Genomic DNA, 17,269 nt, shown 5'->3' with positions numbered 1-17,269 from the left:
AGCGGCTGGATGGGTGCGTCTCTTAGTGTGGTGTCACTTCCTGCGGGTCCCTCGTCGGCGTTGACGTAGAGGGGTCATCGTGGGAGGACCTGTTGTTTCCGGCAAGAAGCAAAGAAGTGATCTCACGATGACCCACAACCAGTCTGCCCTGTCCGCGCTGATTCAGGAAGTCCTGGCCGATCCCGACCTCGCTCATTCGGACGTGTTCCGACGGATGCTGCAGGCGGGGCTGCAGGACCTGATCAACGCCGAGGCGACCGCGAGGATCGGCGCGGCCCCGCACGAGCGCACCCCGGAGCGCACGACCCGCCGCAACGGGACGCGCTCCAAGACGCTGGCCACTCCAGCCGGCGAGGTGGACCTTGCGATCCCCAAGCTGAGGGAGGGGTCGTTCTTCCCGTCCCTACTGTCCCCACGCAGGAGGGTCGACAAGGCCCTGTACGCCGTGATCGCCACTGCCTGGATCGACGGCGTGTCCACCCGCAAGGTCGACCAGCTGGTGCGCGCCCTGGGCAACGACACCGGCATCTCCCGCTCCACGGTCTCGCGGNGCCGCCGGTCCCGTGGAACCCCCAGCGACCGCTGACCCCGCCGAACCCCCCGCCGCCTGCGCCGCTGCGGAACCGCCCACCGCCGACCACCCGTCCACCCACCACGAGGAGTGAGGACCATGTTCACCGGAATCATCGAGGAGATCGGGCACGTCCGCTTGCTGCAATGTGACACCAACGGAGGCGTCATGCGCCTGAGATGCCCTGACGTGTCGAAAGGTGCCACATTGGGGCAGTCGGTGGCCGTGGACGGCGCCTGCCTCACCGTCACCGGGATCGACGGGGACGACCTCACCTTCGACGTCATGCCCGAGACCTTCGCCCGCACCTGCCTGGGCCGCCTCGAACCCGGCGACCCGGTCAATCTCGAGCGTGCCGTCCCGGCCAGCGGGCGCCTCAACGGCCACATCGTCCAGGGCCACGTCGACGGCACCGGTCGCATCGCCGCCATCACCCCGGCGCAGCGATGGAGCACCGTTCGGTTCACCCTCCCGGCGCACCTGGCACGCTACGTGGCCGAGAAGGGGTCGATCGCGGTCGACGGGGTCTCGCTCACCGTCACGGCTGTCGCGGCCCCCGGAGCCGAGCCGTGGTTCGAGGTCGGCCTCATCCCGACCACCCTGCGCGAGACCGTCCTGGGAAGCCTCGAGGTCGGCGACCCGGTCAACCTCGAGGTCGACGTCCTGGCCAAGTACGTCGAGAACCTCAGCCTCCACGGCGCCATCCCCGCCGACCAACCCACCCCAGCCGATGAGGGAGACCACAGATGACCTTCGCCACCATCGAACACGCCCTGGCCCAACTGCGGGCCGGCCGCCCGGTCCTCGTCCTCGACGACGAGGACCGCGAGAACGAGGGCGACGCCATCCTCGCCGCTGAACTGGCCAGCCCCCGCTGGGTCGGCTGGATGGTGCGGCACACCTCCGGCTACCTGTGTGCGCCGATGACCGAGGCCCGGGCCGATGCCCTCGACCTGCCGCTCATGTGGCCGGCCAGCACCGACCCGCTGCGCACCCGCTACACCGTCTCGGTCGACGCCGCCGCCTCGACCACCGGCATCAGCGCGGTCGAACGGGCCGCCACCGCTCGCGCCCTGGCCGACCCCGCCACGACGCCGGCCGGCCTCGTCCGCCCCGGACACGTGCTGCCCCTGCGAGCCCGCGACGGCGGTGTCCTCGAGCGGCCCGGACACACCGAGGCCGCGGTCGACCTCACCCGCCTGGCCGGCCTGCAACCGGTCGGACTCATCGGCGAGATCGTCCACGACGACGGCACCTGCGCCCGTAGCCCTGACGTCCTCGCCCTCGGTGAGGCCGAGGCCCTCGACGTCATCACCATCGCCGACCTGGCACGGTGGCGGCGTCGCCACGAGGTCGTCCTCGAGCCCGCCATCTCACGCAGCCGGGTGAGCGCCACCGCGACGGCGTCGCTGCCCACCCGACACGGCCGATTCGCCATGACCGGGTACCTCGATCACCTCACCGGCGCCGAGCACGTCCTCCTCGTCCCCGAGCGGGGCCCGCTGCCCGATGACGGCGCGCCGTGGGTGCGCGTCCACTCGGAGTGCCTCACCGGGGACGCCCTCGGCTCCCTGCGCTGCGACTGCGGCGAGCAACTCGCCGCGGCGATGGAACTCGTCTCCCACCGCGGCGGCGCGGTCATCCTCCTGCGTGGTCAGGAGGGTCGTGGCGTCGGGCTGCTCGACAAGATCGCCGCCTACCACGCCCAGGACGGCGGGCTCGACACCGTCGACGCCCAGACCAGCCTGGGGCTGCCGGTCGACGCCCGCGAGTACGGCGCCGCCGTCGCCATCCTCGCCGACCAGGGGATCGACCGTGTCCGCCTGCTCACCAACAACCCGGACAAGGTGGACGCCCTGCGAGCCGGGGGAGTGAGCGTCCAACCGGTCCCGTTGCAGGTACGGGTCCGTCCCGAGGACATCGACTACCTGCGCACCAAGCGTGACCGGATGGGCCACCGGCTCACCCTTCCCGACGAGATCGAGGAGACCATCGCATGAGCCGGACCACTCACCACACCGGAACCTCCGCCCCCGACCTGTCCGGGCTGGGACACGTCGTCGGGATCGGTGGCAGACCCCTCAAGGCGGCCGTCGTCGCCTCCCAGTGGCACTCGGTCGTCATGGACGGTCTTCTCGACGGCGCGCTGCGCGGGCTGGCCGAGGTCGGCGTCGAGGCCCCCCGGGTCGTCCGGGTGCCCGGCACCTTCGAGCTCCCGGTCGCCTGTTCCCGGCTCGCCACCTCGATGATGGTCGACGTGCTCGTCGCCCTGGGGGTGGTCATCCGTGGCGGGACCCCACACTTCGACTACGTCTGCGACGCCGCCACCCAGGGCCTCACCCGGGTCGCGGTGACGACCGGGATCCCCATCGGGTTCGGGGTCCTCACCTGCGACGACGAGGACCAGGCCCTCGCCCGCGCCGGGTTCCCCGGATCGACCGAGGACAAGGGGTACGAGGCCGCCCTGGCGGCGGTGGCCACCTGGCAGGCGCTCAGAGAGGTCGGATGCTGAGGGCGTCCGGTGCGGCTCATGGACTCGAGGGCCGACGCGGCTCACGCCGGATAGAGTGACGCCGTGACCTATCGTGTCGTCGTCCTCGTGTCGGGTGCCGGGACCCTCCTGCAGTCGCTGCTCGACTCCTTCACCGGCACCGACGTCGACATCGTCGCGGTCGGGTCCGAGGTGCCCGACGCCCTCGGCCTCGATCGGGCGCGGCGGGCCGGCGTCCCCACCTTCGTCGAACCCCTCGTCAAGGGTGACGACCGCGCTGCCTGGGACGAGCGCCTGGCCGACGACGTCGCCTCCTTCGAGCCCGATCTCGTCGTCTGTGCCGGGTTCATGAAGATCCTCGGACCGGCCTTCCTGGCGCGCTTCGGCGGCCGGACCATCAACTCGCACCCGGCCCTGCTGCCCTCCTTCCCTGGCGTCCACGGGCCACGGGACGCCCTGGCCCACGGTGTGAAGGTCACCGGGACGACGATCTTCATGGTCGACGCCGGCGTCGACACCGGCCGGATCATCGACCAGCGGGCCGTCCGGGTCCTTGATGACGACACCGTCGAGACCCTGCACGAACGGATCAAGGTCGCCGAGCGCGAACTGCTCGTCCAGGTGGTGCGTGACCTGTCGCAGTCCTGATCCGCCCTCATTCCTGCGGCCGGCCCGCCGGGTCGGCGGCGTCGACCGAGCGAAAGGTACATCGTGGATCGTCAACCCATCCGTCGGGCCCTCGTGTCCGTCTTCGACAAGACCGGGCTGGAAGACCTGGCCGCCGCGCTCGCCCGAGCCGGGGTGGACGTCGTCTCCACCGGCTCGACCGCCAAGGTCCTCGCCGCAACCGGGCTGACGGTGACCGAGGTGAGCATCCTCACCGGGTTCCCGGAGTGCCTTGACGGGCGCGTCAAGACCCTCCATCCCCGGGTGCACGCCGGCATCCTCGCCGACCGCCGGCTCGCTTCGCACCGCGACCAGCTCGCCGAACTCGGCGTCGAGCCCTTCGACCTCGTCGTGTGCAATCTCTACCCCTTCGCCGAGACGGTCGCCTCCGGAGCCGGGTTCGACGACTGCATCGAGAAGATCGACATCGGCGGGCCCTCGATGGTCCGCGCCGCCGCCAAGAACCATGCCAGTGTCGCGATCATCACCTCCCCGGACCAGTACCCCGGGCTGGTGCAGGCCCTGGCCGACGGCGGGTACACCGAGGCCGAACGCCGGGTGCTTGCGGCACGGGCCTTCGCCCACACGGCCGCCTACGACGTCGCGGTGGCCTCGTGGTTCGGAGCCCAGGAGGGGGTCGCCGTCGACGGAGTCCCCTCCTTCGTCGGGACCACCGGGCAGCTCAAGGAGAAGCTCCGCTACGGCGAGAACTCCCACCAGGCGGCAGCGGTGTACCTGGGCGACGGGGAGCCCGGACTCGCCGGGGCCAGGCAGCTGCACGGCAAGGCCATGAGCTACAACAACTACGTCGACACGAACTCCGCGCGGCGGGCGGCCCACGACTTCGACGAGCCCTGTGTGGCGATCATCAAGCACTCGAATCCGTGTGGCATCGCGGTCGGCGCCGACATCGCCGAGGCCCACCGCAAGGCCCACGCCTGCGACTCCCTCTCGGCCTTCGGCGGCGTCATCGCGACGAATCGGCCGGTGAGCGTGGCCATGGCGCAGCAGGTCAAGGACATCTTCACCGAGGTCGTCGTCGCTCCCGGGTACGAGGAGGGCGCGATCGAGGTGCTCTCCGGCAAGAAGAACATCCGCCTGCTCGAATGTCCCGCCCCCGGTGCGGGCGGCGTCGAACTGCGGCAGATCGACGGCGGCCTGCTGTGGATGGAGGCCGACGTCTTCCAGGGCAAGGGGGACGATCCGTCCGCCTGGACCTTGGCTGCGGGGGAGGCCGTCGACGAGACGACGCTCGCCGACCTCGCCTTCGCCTGGAAGGCGTGCCGGTCGGTGAAGTCGAATGCCATCCTGCTGGCCCACGACGGCGCCTCGGTCGGCGTCGGCATGGGTCAGGTGAACCGGGTCGACTCGTGCCGGCTGGCGGTGGAGCGTGCCGGGGACCGGGCCGCCGGGTCGGTGGCGGCCTCCGACGCCTTCTTCCCCTTCGGGGACGGGCCGCAGGTCCTCGTCGACGCCGGGGTGCGGGCGATCGTCGAGCCGGGAGGGTCGATCCGCGACGAGGAGACGATCGAGGTGTGCCGGAAGGCAGGCGTCGCCCTGTACTTCACCGGGACCCGCCACTTCTTCCACTGAGGCCGAGGTTCGGGGCTGATCGGGGCCACGGTGCGGCCTCGGCGGTCCCGGCCGGGGAGGCCGCACCACGACCGTGACTGTAGGCCGTGACTGCCGGACGCCCGCCGTCCTCCCGTCCGCCGTCCTCCGCCCGCCGTCCTCCGTCCGCTGCCCCCGGCGGCTGCAATGTGGCAAGACATGGTCGACGGGCGCGCTCCGGGGCCGATCTGACGCAGGGTGCGCCACATTGCGGACGCCGGGGATGCGACGGGGCTGGGTGGCGCAGGAGGCGAGGATGCGAGGCAGGCGGTGATGCCAAGGAGGCGGGGTGGCCGCCACCCCGCCTCCCTCATGGTCGAGGCCGGACCGACCTCAGTCGAGTTCGGCGATGTAGTCCCACATGGCGACGACGTGGGTGCCGTCGGGCGCCCAGCGCACCATGCCCTCACCCGAGGGCACGACCGAGTGCACGGACAACCGCACCGTCCTGCCGGCGGGAATCGACGTGGGGATCGTCGTCCCACTCACCGCCGTGAGCTTGTGGAACGCACCGGTCCCGTCCTGGATGTTGAGCTGGGCCGCCGACAGGGGGATCGACTTCGTCGCCCCGGAGAACTCGATCGTCCACGAGCAGTCGGCAGCCTCGGCGCCCGCCTTCGTGCCCGGTGGCGTCACCGGGCCCAGGACGTTGACCTTGACCGCGGCGCCCTGGTCGAGGACCACCTTGACCGGCACCCCTTGGTACGAGATCGCCGGTTGCTTCGCGGTACCGGTCGCCAGCCCGCCGGGTGTCGTGCGGGGCAGGAAACTCGGCAGCGACTGGGAGTCGAGCTGCTGCGCCGGTGCCAGCGTCGACGACGTCGCCGAGGACGGGGACGCCATGGTGGAGGACCCCGAGCCCGAGCAGGCGGACAGTGCGATGACGGCGGCCGCCGGCAGAGCGAGGGTGGACAGGATGCGGGTGCGTTTCACGGGAGCTCCTTGCAGGGGTCGTCCCCGGAGCCCGCTCGGGGCTCCGGGGACGCGATGGGGACCGGGTGCCAACGGTCAGTGGAGGCGGCGTCGGGCCAGCAGTCCGGCTCCGGCGAGGACGACGACGCTCAGGGCAGGGATCGTCATCGACGGATCACCCTCGGCGCCCGTGCTCGGCAGCCCCGGCTTGCCCGGCTTGGCCGGATGGGTGGGGTGAGTCGGGTGGGTGGGGTGAGTCGGATGGGTCGGGTGGGTGTCGTCACCGGCGGGGACATTGTTGAAGATGTCCGTGCCGAACGGCATGAGCCCGGCCTGGGCGGCGTAGCCGAGGTGACCCAGTCCGTCCAGTCCACCGGAGACCGTGCCGGCCGGCAGGGCGGTGGTGTTCTTGCCGTTGGTCACCTGGAAGATGTCCTCCATGGTGCGCAGCCACGAGTAGTGGTTGTAGTTCGTCGACGAGACCGTCCCCGGCTTGATGTACGGGGAGATGAGAACCGAGCCGGTGATGCCGCCGCCGGGGGTGGCGTCCTGGGCGTCGAAGGTGGCCAGCGGGGACTGCCCGTCGGCCAGGTGCCCGGGGACGCCGGTCGCCGAGAGGGTGACGCTGGTCACGGCGGCGGTCGCCTTGAGCGGCTGGTTCTTGGCGTCGACGAGGGTGAACGAGGCGTTCGTCACCGGGTCGGAGGCGGCGGCGACCATGTTCGGGCCGGCGTTGACGACGGTGCCGACGTAGGCTCCGTCAGGGATCCCGGCGCCCGTGACCTTGCGGCCGAGGTCGGCGGTGGTGACGGCGGCCTTGACGACGTTCGAACCGGCATCGGCCGAGGCCTTGAGGGTCTTCGCCTTGCCGTACCCGTAGTCGGCACCGGTGTTCTTGGCGCCCTTGACGCAGTTGCTGGCGTCGGCGTTGACGAGGTCGGTGTCCTGCTCGCAGGACGGCGGACGGGTGATGTAGCCGTTGTCGCCGGGGCCCGGGTAGAGCTGGTTGCCGTACTTGTCGGTCTCGAGGGTCGAGTTGGGGCCGGTCGGCTCCCAGTCGACGTTCTTGCCGTTGATGTTCTGACCGGCGGCGTCGGCGTAGATGTAGTTCTTCGCCATCTTCGAGGGCTGGGGGAACTGGCCCGGGGCGTACTGCTTGTAGCCCTCGGCGAGCTCGGTGACCGACGGGGAGGCGTAGTGGTAGAGCTCGTTCTTCGCGGCCTTCTGGGCGACGTCGGTGGCGTCGGTGGCGTTGTTGAAGCTCATGTTGGTGAAGGGCGGGTTGGCCTCGTCGAAGGTGATGTCGATGAGACCGCCGTCCTTGAAGGCCGCCGACTTCTCGATGAGCGGGATGTAGTACCGCAGCCACAGGTCGGAGGCGTAGAGGCCGCCGGTGTGGTTCTTCGGCGGGGTGGTCAGCGGCAGCGAGTAGTCGGGCTCACCGTTGTCCTTGAACAGTCCGGACATGTTGTTGCCCTTGCACGTCGCGTCGTGCGCATCGGAGCAGTTGTTCGGCGTGATCCAGTTGAAGGCGGGCACCTGGTCGGCGGGCTTGGCCAAGTCGGCGAGCAGACCCTTGGTCGAGCTGTCGAGGTTGGCGATGTGGTCGGCGTCGGTGTCGGTGCCGCCCTGCGCCGGGGTGGTGAGGGCGTCCTTGCCGGTGTTGTCGTCACCGATGATCGAGTGGAACCACGGGAAGGGGAAGTGCTTGGCGACGTACTGGTCGTTGGGCTGGGCCCCGGTGTACGAGGTGATGCCGGCGGCCTTGTCGGCATCGGACGGCTTCATCGTCTTGGGGTTGTGGGTCGGGTCGTTGTCGCGGGTGCCCGGCGCACCACCGAGGCCGTCCTCACGACCGGCCTGGTTGCCGAGGTCCTGGGCGTAGCCCTTCCAGGTGACGCCGGCGGCATCGAACTGATTGAAGAGAGTCGGCACCTCCTTGGGGTAGGTGCAGCCGTTCTTGCCGTCCTCGGCATTGGCGCCGGCCAGGGACATGACCTGACCGTAGTCGTCGGTGCGACCGAACTTCGTGCCGGAGTGGGTCTTGATGATCGACGCCGCCGAGCCGAGGTCGGTGTTCGCGACGTCGCAGTCCTCCTGGAGGTCGTAGGAGGCGGACTGGCCCGACACCATCGCGGTGTAGTTGTCCTGCGAGTAGTGGCCGGTGCCGTAGTACTTCGTCAGCAGGGCGCCCTGCTTGGGCAGGGTCTTCCACAGGTACGAGTTCTGGTTGAGGCCGGAGAACGTCGCGTCGTAGGACTTGTTCTCGAGGATGATGAGCCACACGTGCTTGATGTCACCGGGCTTGAGGCCGGTGGTGGTGATGGTCGTGTGGTTGGACTTGGCCGGGGATGCGGGGGCGGGCGCAGCGTGGGTCGCGGGCGCAGCGAGGCCGAAGGCCATGAGGCCTGCGGCGGCTGCTGCCCCGACGGCCCGCGTCAGGGGGTGATGCGTCTTGTGCATGGCACTGGTTCTACGCTCGGGCTCCGTAATTTCAGCGGTACGAGAATGAACGCTGGGTGAAGTCGTGGTGAAAACGTTGTGACCATGCAGGTTGATCGGAAAAGGAGGCTGTGGGACCCATGGAAGGGCTGTTCGAATCCTGTGTGGACGTGACCCTCGTGGCGCTCGGGCGGCAGGCTCTCGGTCTGGTCGCCGCCCGGCTGCGTGACAACGGTTGCGACGGTGTCATCGTCCCGGTCCACGCTTGTCAGACGATGGTCACCCCCTGGGAGCTCGAGGGCTTCCGTGTGCGGAGGGTGGGTTTCGACAGTGATCTGCTCATGGATCCGGGGGCTCTGGAGCAGACGCTCACAGCCTGTGAGGAAGCTGGGGAGCGGACGGTCGTCATGGTCTGTGAGACGTACGGGATATGTCCGAGTCCCGGGTTGCGCCGTGTGCTCGAATGGGCCGAGGGTCGGGGGATGCCGGTCGTCGTCGACCGGACCCACTCGTTCCTGGCTGACGTCGATGCGTCGGCGGTGTCGGGCAGCAGGTCGTGGCGCGGTGGGATCGAGGTCGTGAGCACACGCAAACTGCTGCCGCTGCCGGAGATCGCCTGGGTCCGCGGGATCGACGCCGTCCCGGGAGATCGTCGCCCGACCGACGACGCACTCACGACGGCCCGGCGGGAGTTCCTCGAGCGCCCCGGTGTGGCGACCTTCGAGGCGGTCGAGGACCTGGCCGACGAACTGTGGCGTCCCGTCCGGCCCCATCCGCTGGCCATCGAGGCGTGGCGTGACTTCGACCTGGCCGGATTCGTCGGACGGGTGCGCCGGACACGCGATCTGCTGGAGGACGCGTTGAGCGGGGTGGACGTCGTCAACCCCGGTGCGAGCTGCCCGCTCGTCGTGCGTCTGCCCGACGCCGACCGGACGGCCGACGAACTCTTCCGACGTGGGCACGTCGGGCCGATCCACTGGGACCGACCTCAGCACCTCGCCGCACCATGGCCGAGCGGGTTGTTGTGTCTGCCGACGGTCCTCGACGACCACGGGGTGGAGGAGGTCCTCGCCGCGGTCGAGGCGACGGCCTGAGGGTCGAACCACCCACTGGCGCGGACAGCGGGCGCGTGCGGCCGCGGCGCCGGCCGACCCGTGGAAGGATGGGGCGAGGACGAGACCGCGAACGGGACGAGGAGGACTCATGACGGCCCAGAGGCTCGATGGCAAGGCCACGGCGGCGGCGATCAAGGCGGAGCTGGCTCAGCGGGTGACGGCGCTACGTGAGCGCGGCGTCGTCCCGGGCCTGGGGACCGTGCTCGTCGGGGATGATCCGGCGTCCCACCAGTACGTCGGCGGCAAGCACCGGGACTGCGCCCAGGTCGGGATCGAGTCGATCAGGGTCGACCTGCCTGCCGACATCAGCGCGGCGGACCTCGAGGCACGGATCCGTGAACTCAACGAGAACCCGGCGTGCACCGGGTACATCGTCCAGCTGCCGCTGCCCCGGCACATCGACACCAACTGGGCGCTCGGGCTCATCGACCCCGACAAGGACGCCGACGGCCTCACCCCGAGCTCCCTGGGACGGCTGGTCCTCAACGAGCCCGGACCGCTGCCGTGCACCCCGCGCGGGATCGTCGAACTGCTCACCCGGCACGGGGTCGAGCTGCCGGGGGCCGAGGTGTGCATCGTCGGGCGGGGGACGACGGTGGGCCGTCCGCTGGGGCTCCTGCTGACGCGGCGGGCGGAGAACTGCACCGTGACCCTGTGCCACACCGGCACCCGAGATCTTGCCGCGCACACCCGCCGGGCCGACATCGTCATCGGTGCCGCCGGGCGGCCGGGGCTCATCGACGCCAGCATGATCAAGGAGGGGGCCGTGCTCGTCGACGTGGGCGTCTCGCGGTCACCGGAAGGCAGGATCCTCGGCGACTTCGCCGCCGACGTGTGGGAGAAGGCGGCGTGGGTGTCGCCCAACCCCGGTGGGGTCGGACCGATGACCCGAGCCGTGTTGCTGTCGAACGTCGTCGACCGGGCCGAGCAGGGGTCCGCCGGATGAGTCATGCCATGGCCAGGGTGCGGGAGGCGCCGCAACGCATCGCCTCACCGTGGGCTCTGGTGGTGTGTCTGGTCGGGGTGGCCGTGTCGGCGGGCATCATCGCGACCGGTCACTGGCGGCGCGGGTCGATGGCCTTCGCCTGCTCCGTCCTCCTGGCCGGTCTGTTGAGGCTGGTCCTTCCGGCGCGGATGGCCGGACTGCTCGTCGTGAGGCGTCGGTGGGTGGACTGCACCGTCCTGCTGGGGCTCGGCCTGGTCATGACCGGCCTCGTGCTCGTCGTCCCGCCGTCCCACTGAGAGCTTCGGAGAGCCCGCGGCGCCGGTGGGCTCGATGGGTCCCTCGTCGGGTGGCCCGAAGGTGTCGCCCGGTGTGGGGCCACGCCTCTTCGGTTCCCCCCTGCAGCTCACCCACATCGGCTCGCCTCTCGAACGCAATGTGGCAGAACACGGGCGATGTGCGAACGCCTGACGTGCCACGAGCCATCGTGCGCCACATTGCGTCCATCGGGGCGGGGGACGTGTGGAGCGGAACTGGGCGATCGGTGGCGGTCATGCTGGCGTCGATGTCAGGGGCCCGGGCCTGGGATGTGCCACGGGGCGCCTCGGGCCAGGATCGGCGCGCCGCCCGCGTGACCGCAATGTGGCACGAACTGTCGGATCCGCCCGGTCCGGGCGTCATCCGAGCCCTCCTGCGCCACATTGCAGTCAATCGGATTGCAGTCATGGGGGCTGAGGTCCTCGGAGCTGGGCATCCAGGGCACGTGCCGCGCCGATGTGGCTGCGGTGGCGCGGGTCGCTGCTGCCCGCCCGGAAACGAACTGTGGGGAGCGGCGCAGGCCGCTCCCCACAGTCGAGGTTCGGGATCAGATGAGGCCGAGTTCCTTGACGGCGTCACGCTCGTCGGAGAGCTCCTTGGCGGAGGCGTCGATCTTGGCGCGCGAGAAGTCGTCGATCTCCAGACCCTGGACGATCTCGACCTTGCCATCGGTGATGGTGACAGGGAAGGACGAGATGAGACCCTCCGGCACACCGTAGGAGCCGTCCGACGGGATGGCCATGGAGACCCAGTCACCCTTCGGGGTGCTGGTGAGCCAGTCGCGCATACACTCGACGGTGGCGTTGGCCGCGGAGGCCGCCGAGGAGGCCCCGCGGGCCTCGATGATGGCCGCACCGCGCTTGGCGACGGTCGGGATGAAGTCGTTCTCGATCCAGGCCTCGTCGACCAGCTCGGAGGCCTTCTTGCCGCCGACCTCGGCGTGGAAGAGGTCCGGGTACTGGGTGGAGGAGTGGTTGCCCCAGATCGTCATGTGCGAGATCTCGGTGACCCCGACGCCGACCTTGCGGGCCAGCTGCGTCTTGGCGCGGTTGTGGTCGAGACGGGTGAGGGCGGCGAAGTGGTCGTTGGGGATGTCGACCGCGTTGGTGGCTGCGATGAGGGCGTTGGTGTTCGCCGGGTTTCCGGTGACGAGGACCTTGACGTCGTCGGCGGCGACGTCATTGAGGGCCTTGCCCTGGGCGGTGAAGATGGCGCCGTTCTTCGTGAGCAGGTCGGAACGCTCCATGCCGGCCTTGCGGGGCATGGCGCCGACGAGGAAGGCGGCGTTGACGCCGTCGAAGACCTTCTTCGGGTCGTCGCCGATCTCGATGTTGACGAGGTTGCCGAAGGCGCAGTCGTCCAGCTCCATGACGACACCCTCGAGGGCCTTGAGGGCCGGGGTGATCTCGAGCAGACGAAGCTCGATGGGGGTGTCGCCCAGCAGCGAGCCGCTGGCGATACGGAACAGCAGGCTGTAGCAGATCTGGCCGGCGGCGCCGGTGACGGCGATCTTGACGGGGGTGGTGCTCATGGACCTCTCCTTGGAGTCATCGATGACACGTGGTTGTCACCGACTCTACTCGGCAGCGGCGAGCCGGGCGCGCGGACCCCGGCATAGCGGGGCCGAGCGCCCGCTGCGCCGCCACAAGGGCGTCTCAGCGGAAGACGACGGTGCGTCGACCGTCGATGAAGGTCCGGTGTTCGCAGAACAGTCGCACGGCCTCGGCCAGGGTCATCGACTCGGTGTCCTGGCCGACTGCGGTGAGCTGCGCGACGGTGCGGGAGTGGTCGACCCGCTGGACGTTCTGCTCGATGATCGGGCCCTCGTCGAGGTCCCCCGTGACGAAGTGGGCCGTCGCCCCGATGAGCTTGACGCCGCGCTCATGGGCCTGCCGGTACGGATTGGCGCCCTTGAAGCCGGGCAGGAACGAGTGGTGGATGTTGATGCACCGACCGGACAGGGCCTCGCACATCCGCGGAGAGAGGATCTGCATGTACCGGGCCAGGACGACGAGTTCGACCTGCTCCCGGTCGACGACGTCGAGCACGGCCTGCTCGAACTCCGCCTTGGAATCCTTGGTCACCGCCTGCCACGAGAAGGGGACGCCGTGGAAGGCGGCGAGGTCGGCCAGGTCGGGGTGGTTGGCCATGACGCCGACGACGTCGATCGGCAGTCGCCCGGCGTCCCGGTTGAACAGGAGGTGCGAGACGCAATGCGAGGCCTTCGATGCCAGGAGCAGGGTGCGGACCGGCCGGTGGAGCCGATCGACGTGGACCGACGCCCCGAAGGCCGGGGCGATGCCCGAGACCGCGGCGGTGAGGTCCTGCGCCGAGGTCATCCCGCGCACCTGGAGTCGCATGAAGAACCGGCCGGTGTCGTCGCTGGAGAACTGTTGCAGTTCGGTGAGGTTCCCGCCCGCTCCGACGCAGGCCCCGGTCACGGCGTGGACGATACCGGGTCGGTCGGGGCAGGTCCAGGTGACGACGAGCTCGTCATCGGTGGTCGTCGAAGGCGCGTCGGGAGCGGTCATGGAGCGCAGGATAGGCGCAGGTCATGGGGCCCGCGGCCGGTGTGCACGTCGTGGACGCCGTCCTCGGACCCGGACGGCAGCGTCGGGGTCCGGCGTCTCGAGGGGAGGAGCAAGTCCTCGCGCTCCGGTAGCCTGACCTCAGCGCCCGGACCGGGGCGCCGATCGACCACAGGAGTTCGTGAATGCCCACCATCGTCTGGACCAAGATCGACGAGGCCCCCGCCTTGGCCTCCTACTCGCTGCTGCCCATCGTCGAGGGGTTCCTCGACGGCAGCGGCATCGAGGTGGTCACCTCCGACATCTCGCTGGCCGGACGCATCCTCGCCCAGTTCCCCGAGCGGCTCGACGAGGACGACCGTGTGCCCGACAACCTTGCCGCCCTCGGCCAGCTCACCGGTTCCCCCGAGGCCAACATCATCAAGCTGCCGAACATCTCGGCCTCCGTCCCGCAGCTCAAGGCGGCGATCGCCGAGCTGCAGGGTCAGGGCTACGACATCCCGTCCTTCCCGGAGTCGCCGTCGACCGAGGAGGAGCGAGAGGTCGCCGCGAAGTACTCGGCGGTGCTCGGCTCGGCCGTCAACCCGGTGCTACGGCAGGGCAACTCCGATCGTCGGGCGCCAGCGGCCGTCAAGGCCTTCGCCAAGGCCCATCCGCAGGCCATGCGTCCGTGGGCGCCGACGGCGAGGGCCCGCGTCGCGCACATGGACCAGGGTGACTTCTACGGGCATGAGGAGTCCTTCGTCTCTGACGGGCGGACCCTCGACATCGTCCACGTGGGGGACGACGGCGTCCGCACCGTGCTCAAGTCGGGGCTCACCACCGAGGGTGGCGAGATCGTCGACGCGACATTCATGTCGGTCGCTGCGCTCGACCGCTTCTACGACGCCACCCTGGCCACCGCGAAGGACGAGGGTCTGCTGTGGTCGCTGCACCTCAAGGCGACGATGATGAAGGTGTCCGACCCGGTCCTCTTCGGGCATGCCGTTCGGACCTTCTTCGCCCCGGTCTTCGAGGAGTTCGGCGAGTTCCTCGACGCCGCCGGCGTGGACCCGGACTTGGGCCTGGGCGACCTGCTGGCTCGTCTGGACTCCATGGACGCCGCCGTCGCCGGGCCGATCCGCGCCGCCATCGACCGCACCTTGGCCGAGCGCGCCGACCTGGCCATGGTCGACTCCGACAAGGGGATCACCAACCTGCATGCCGGCAACAACGTCATCATCGATGCCTCGATGCCGACCGTCGTGCGCGACGCCGGCTGCATGTGGAACGCCCGGGGCGAGCGTCAGGAGACCCTCGCCGTCATCCCCGACCGGTGCTACGCGACGATGTACGCCGCGATCATGGACGACTGCCGCGAGCACGGTGCCTTCGACCAGGCGACGATGGGTGACGTCCCCAATGTCGGGCTCATGGCCCAGAAGGCCGAGGAGTACGGATCGCACCCGACGACCTTCGTCGTCCCGGCCTCCGGCCGGGTGCAGGTCGTCGCCGGCGACGAGGTCCTCGTCGAGCAGCGGGTGGAGGCCGGCGACATCTGGCGGATGAGCCGCGTCAAGGACGTCCCGGTGCGCGACTGGGTTCGACTGGCCGTCGAGCGGGCGCGCCTGTCGAGCACCCCGGCGGTGTTCTGGCTCGACGCCGAGCGGGCCCACGACCGTCTCGTCATCGAGAAGGTGCAACGCTACCTCGCCGACCACGACACCGACGGGCTGGACATCCGCGTCCTCGCCCCGGTCGACGCCATGAGATTCACCCTGGAGCGCATCCGCCAGGGTCAGGACACCATCTCGGTGACCGGCAACGTCCTGCGTGACTACCTCACCGACCTCTTCCCGATCCTCGAGGTCGGGACGAGCGCCAAGATGCTGTCGATCGTGCCCCTGCTGGCCGGTGGTGGCCTCTTCGAGACCGGAGCCGGTGGGTCGGCGCCCAAGCACGTCGCCCAGTTCCTCGCGGAGGACTACCTGCGATGGGACTCCCTCGGCGAGTTCTGCGCGCTGGGGGCCTGCCTCGAGCACATCTCGAACACGACCGAGGGCACCAAGGCCAGGGTGTTGGCGAGCACTCTCGACGCCGCCATCGGGTCCTTCCTCGAGAACGACAGGTCCCCGGCACGCAGGCTCGGGCAGATCGACAACCGTGGGTCGCACTACTGGCTGGCCCGGTACTGGGCCCAGGAGCTGGCGCGTCAGACGGACGACGCCGACCTGGCCGACCGCTTCTCGGACGTCGCCGGAGAGTTGGCGGCGCGCGAGGGCCAGATCCTCGGCGAACTCAACGGCGTCCAGGGGGAGCCGGTCGACCTGGGTGGCTACTACCACCCTGACGAGGACCTCGCCGAGCAGGCGATGCGGCCGAGCTCGACCCTGAACTCCTTGATCGAGGCACTCTGAGTCGAGCGTGGCGCCGGGGCCCCGTGGACGGGCCCCGGGCGAGGATCGCCCGGAGGTCGTCGAGGACGGCGTCCCACCGCCATCGGATGTCGTCGTGGCTCAGCCGGACGACCTGGGCGCCGAGCGCTGCCAGACGACGGTCCCGGGTGCGGTCGGACTGCCACGCGGTCGAGTCGTGCCACCGCCGACCGTCGCACTCGACGACGAGCCACCCGTCGACGAGAAGGTCGACCCGTCCGATGCCGGCGAACGGCACCTGGGCGGTGACGGATCGCGCCAGGGGTTCGAGACGGAAGCGGACCATCGTCTCCAACCCCGACTGCGCCGGCCCCATGCGGTGACACAGCCCGGTGACGCGGCGGCGGTGACGGGTGGCGAGGTGTTCGATCTCCTCTCGCGACAGAAGGTGCTTGTCGACGAGCGAGTCCATGACGACGAGCAGCTCCTCGTCACCGAGGCAGTCCATGGCCAGCTCGAGGGCGGTGTCGACGTCGTCGACGGCTCTGGCGGGGGCGGGACGCCGGCGTGTCCGACAGCAGCTGTGGCGCCCCAGCCGCTCGGTGGCGTGCCGCGACGTGCGAAGGTGATGGTGATCGTCCGCCACCCACACGCCGTGGAAGGCCAGCGCCGAGCAGCATGACATGACGCCGCCCCGGCGAACGGCCGCGACGACCTCGTCGTCGGCGCCGGGAAGGGCGTACCAGCCGCGTCGAATGCGAGCGAGCGTGCCGTGGCGGGTGAGCCGGCGAATGCTGAGGTGGGACAGTCCGGCGGACCGGAGGGCGCGGGTCGTGACGACGCCGCCTCGGCGGTCGTCGGGATGCAGCAGTTCAAGGATCTCCATGTCCACAGTTATCGGGGCGTTCCACGTTTTCCGGCACTCGGGTGGAGAACTGTGGACAACAGGCGACGATGCTGCGCACGTGCCTGTGGACAGCAGGTACCCGGGACAGGTGCCCGGCGGGACCGCGACTCCAGTGGTTGTGGTCGGGTGCCGGTGGTGTCGCACCGTCCTCGGCGATGCTCGCGGTCGCACCGTCGCCCGGTGGCAATGTGGCGCAGATCCGCCCGGGAGTGATCCACACCCGGCCCGGGCTCCGGCCGGTGCCACATTGCGTTCGGGTGGCCGAGCCGTCCAGCGCCGGACCCGCGCCCCCACCCGGCCGACAGGCTGGGCCAGGGAGCCAGATGAGCAGGGCCTGAGGGGGACCCGGCCCTGCCGTCATCGGGACGCAATGTGGCACGAGACGGTCGGAGGATGGCGGGATCAGGGTGC

The 17,269-nt window shown here is 70.0% G+C and carries 14 protein-coding genes and 1 pseudogene; 10 read left to right on the top strand and 5 right to left on the bottom strand.

The genetic code is table 11. From position 1 onward, the window contains the following. Positions 1-127: 127 nt before the first annotated feature. From E0E30_RS09075 to purH, 6 genes and pseudogenes are all read left to right on the top strand, one after another. A pseudogene (locus tag E0E30_RS09075) lies at positions 128-550 on the top strand (transposase); the annotation flags it as partial. Between the two features lie 120 nt (positions 551-670). Beyond that, a complete protein-coding gene (locus tag E0E30_RS09070; RefSeq protein ID WP_130865989.1) occupies positions 671-1,321 on the top strand; it encodes a riboflavin synthase in 651 nt (216 codons plus the stop codon). Next, positions 1,318-2,571 (top strand): 3,4-dihydroxy-2-butanone-4-phosphate synthase, encoded by a 1,254-nt coding sequence (gene ribB, locus E0E30_RS09065; RefSeq protein WP_130865988.1) that lies wholly within the window; start codon positions 1,318-1,320, stop codon positions 2,569-2,571. The genes E0E30_RS09070 and ribB overlap by 4 nt, the downstream gene beginning before the upstream one ends. Next, positions 2,568-3,083: a 6,7-dimethyl-8-ribityllumazine synthase gene (gene ribH / locus E0E30_RS09060; protein WP_130865987.1), complete on the top strand. Its 516-nt coding sequence runs from the start codon at positions 2,568-2,570 to the stop codon at positions 3,081-3,083. Before ribB ends, ribH begins: the two co-directional genes overlap by 4 nt. A gap of 63 nt (positions 3,084-3,146) precedes the next feature. Then, positions 3,147-3,710, top strand: coding sequence for a phosphoribosylglycinamide formyltransferase (gene purN, locus E0E30_RS09055; RefSeq protein WP_130865986.1), 564 nt, complete (start codon positions 3,147-3,149; stop codon positions 3,708-3,710). A 60-nt stretch (positions 3,711-3,770) separates the two neighbouring features. Continuing rightward, a complete protein-coding gene (purH, locus tag E0E30_RS09050) occupies positions 3,771-5,321 on the top strand; it encodes a bifunctional phosphoribosylaminoimidazolecarboxamide formyltransferase/IMP cyclohydrolase (RefSeq protein ID WP_130865985.1) in 1,551 nt (516 codons plus the stop codon). 351 nt (positions 5,322-5,672) lie between these two features. Here the strand turns inward: purH and E0E30_RS13925 are convergent, their stop codons facing one another. Further along, on the bottom strand, positions 5,673-6,035 hold the full coding sequence (locus E0E30_RS13925) for a hypothetical protein (RefSeq protein WP_130866833.1): 363 nt from the start codon (positions 6,033-6,035) through the stop codon (positions 5,673-5,675). A gap of 312 nt (positions 6,036-6,347) precedes the next feature. Beyond that, complete coding sequence (locus tag E0E30_RS09040; protein WP_130865984.1) at positions 6,348-8,714, bottom strand: LPXTG cell wall anchor domain-containing protein; 2,367 nt, start codon at positions 8,712-8,714, stop codon at positions 6,348-6,350. Positions 8,715-8,863: 149 nt separating this feature from the next. Here E0E30_RS09040 and E0E30_RS09035 point away from each other — a divergent pair, with 149 nt between their 5' ends. The 3 genes from E0E30_RS09035 to E0E30_RS09025 all read left to right on the top strand — a co-directional run bounded on the left by E0E30_RS09035 (position 8,864) and on the right by E0E30_RS09025 (position 11,050). Then, positions 8,864-9,787, top strand: a complete 924-nt coding sequence (locus E0E30_RS09035; protein WP_245306558.1) for a hypothetical protein — start codon at positions 8,864-8,866, stop codon at positions 9,785-9,787. Positions 9,788-9,896: 109 nt separating this feature from the next. After that, entirely contained in the window at positions 9,897-10,754 is an 858-nt protein-coding gene (locus E0E30_RS09030) for a bifunctional methylenetetrahydrofolate dehydrogenase/methenyltetrahydrofolate cyclohydrolase (protein ID WP_130865982.1), read from the top strand. An 8-nt stretch (positions 10,755-10,762) separates the two neighbouring features. Beyond that, positions 10,763-11,050 (top strand): DUF3017 domain-containing protein, encoded by a 288-nt coding sequence (locus E0E30_RS09025; protein WP_210115811.1) that lies wholly within the window; start codon positions 10,763-10,765, stop codon positions 11,048-11,050. Positions 11,051-11,616: 566 nt separating this feature from the next. Here the strand turns inward: E0E30_RS09025 and E0E30_RS09020 are convergent. After that, a complete protein-coding gene (locus E0E30_RS09020; RefSeq protein ID WP_130865981.1) occupies positions 11,617-12,600 on the bottom strand; it encodes a malate dehydrogenase in 984 nt (327 codons plus the stop codon). 124 nt (positions 12,601-12,724) lie between these two features. Next, complete coding sequence (purU, locus tag E0E30_RS09015; protein ID WP_130865980.1) at positions 12,725-13,600, bottom strand: formyltetrahydrofolate deformylase; 876 nt, start codon at positions 13,598-13,600, stop codon at positions 12,725-12,727. A gap of 182 nt (positions 13,601-13,782) precedes the next feature. On the opposite strand from purU, the gene E0E30_RS09010 reads away from it, so the two are divergent. Continuing rightward, positions 13,783-15,993 (top strand): NADP-dependent isocitrate dehydrogenase, encoded by a 2,211-nt coding sequence (locus E0E30_RS09010; RefSeq protein WP_130865979.1) that lies wholly within the window; start codon positions 13,783-13,785, stop codon positions 15,991-15,993. Here E0E30_RS09010 and E0E30_RS09005 read toward each other — a convergent pair. Next, entirely contained in the window at positions 15,875-16,837 is a 963-nt protein-coding gene (locus E0E30_RS09005; protein ID WP_130865978.1) for a type IV toxin-antitoxin system AbiEi family antitoxin domain-containing protein, read from the bottom strand. The two genes, E0E30_RS09010 and E0E30_RS09005, sit on opposite strands and share 119 nt — an antisense overlap. Between the last annotated feature and the right edge of the window lie 432 nt (positions 16,838-17,269).

The organism is Acidipropionibacterium timonense (genome assembly GCF_900605005.1).
In the GTDB taxonomy this organism is placed as follows: domain Bacteria; phylum Actinomycetota; class Actinomycetes; order Propionibacteriales; family Propionibacteriaceae; genus Cutibacterium; species Cutibacterium timonense.
This window is presented reverse-complemented; position numbering and strand designations above follow the sequence as displayed.

What these genes read in the sequence shown, in the direction of transcription:
- E0E30_RS09010 (WP_130865979.1), top strand. Translation starts at nt 13,783, where the DNA reads ATGCCCACCATCGTCTGGACCAAGATCGACGAGGCCCCCGCCTTGGCC.
- E0E30_RS09020 (WP_130865981.1), bottom strand. Translation starts at nt 12,600, where the DNA reads ATGAGCACCACCCCCGTCAAGATCGCCGTCACCGGCGCCGCCGGCCAG.
- E0E30_RS09025 (WP_210115811.1), top strand. Translation starts at nt 10,763, where the DNA reads ATGGCCAGGGTGCGGGAGGCGCCGCAACGCATCGCCTCACCGTGGGCT.
- ribB (WP_130865988.1), top strand. Translation starts at nt 1,318, where the DNA reads ATGACCTTCGCCACCATCGAACACGCCCTGGCCCAACTGCGGGCCGGC.
- ribH (WP_130865987.1), top strand. Translation starts at nt 2,568, where the DNA reads ATGAGCCGGACCACTCACCACACCGGAACCTCCGCCCCCGACCTGTCC.
- E0E30_RS09005 (WP_130865978.1), bottom strand. Translation starts at nt 16,837, where the DNA reads ATGGAGATCCTTGAACTGCTGCATCCCGACGACCGCCGAGGCGGCGTC.
- E0E30_RS09030 (WP_130865982.1), top strand. Translation starts at nt 9,897, where the DNA reads ATGACGGCCCAGAGGCTCGATGGCAAGGCCACGGCGGCGGCGATCAAG.
- E0E30_RS09070 (WP_130865989.1), top strand. Translation starts at nt 671, where the DNA reads ATGTTCACCGGAATCATCGAGGAGATCGGGCACGTCCGCTTGCTGCAA.
- purU (WP_130865980.1), bottom strand. Translation starts at nt 13,600, where the DNA reads ATGACCGCTCCCGACGCGCCTTCGACGACCACCGATGACGAGCTCGTC.
- E0E30_RS09040 (WP_130865984.1), bottom strand. Translation starts at nt 8,714, where the DNA reads ATGCACAAGACGCATCACCCCCTGACGCGGGCCGTCGGGGCAGCAGCC.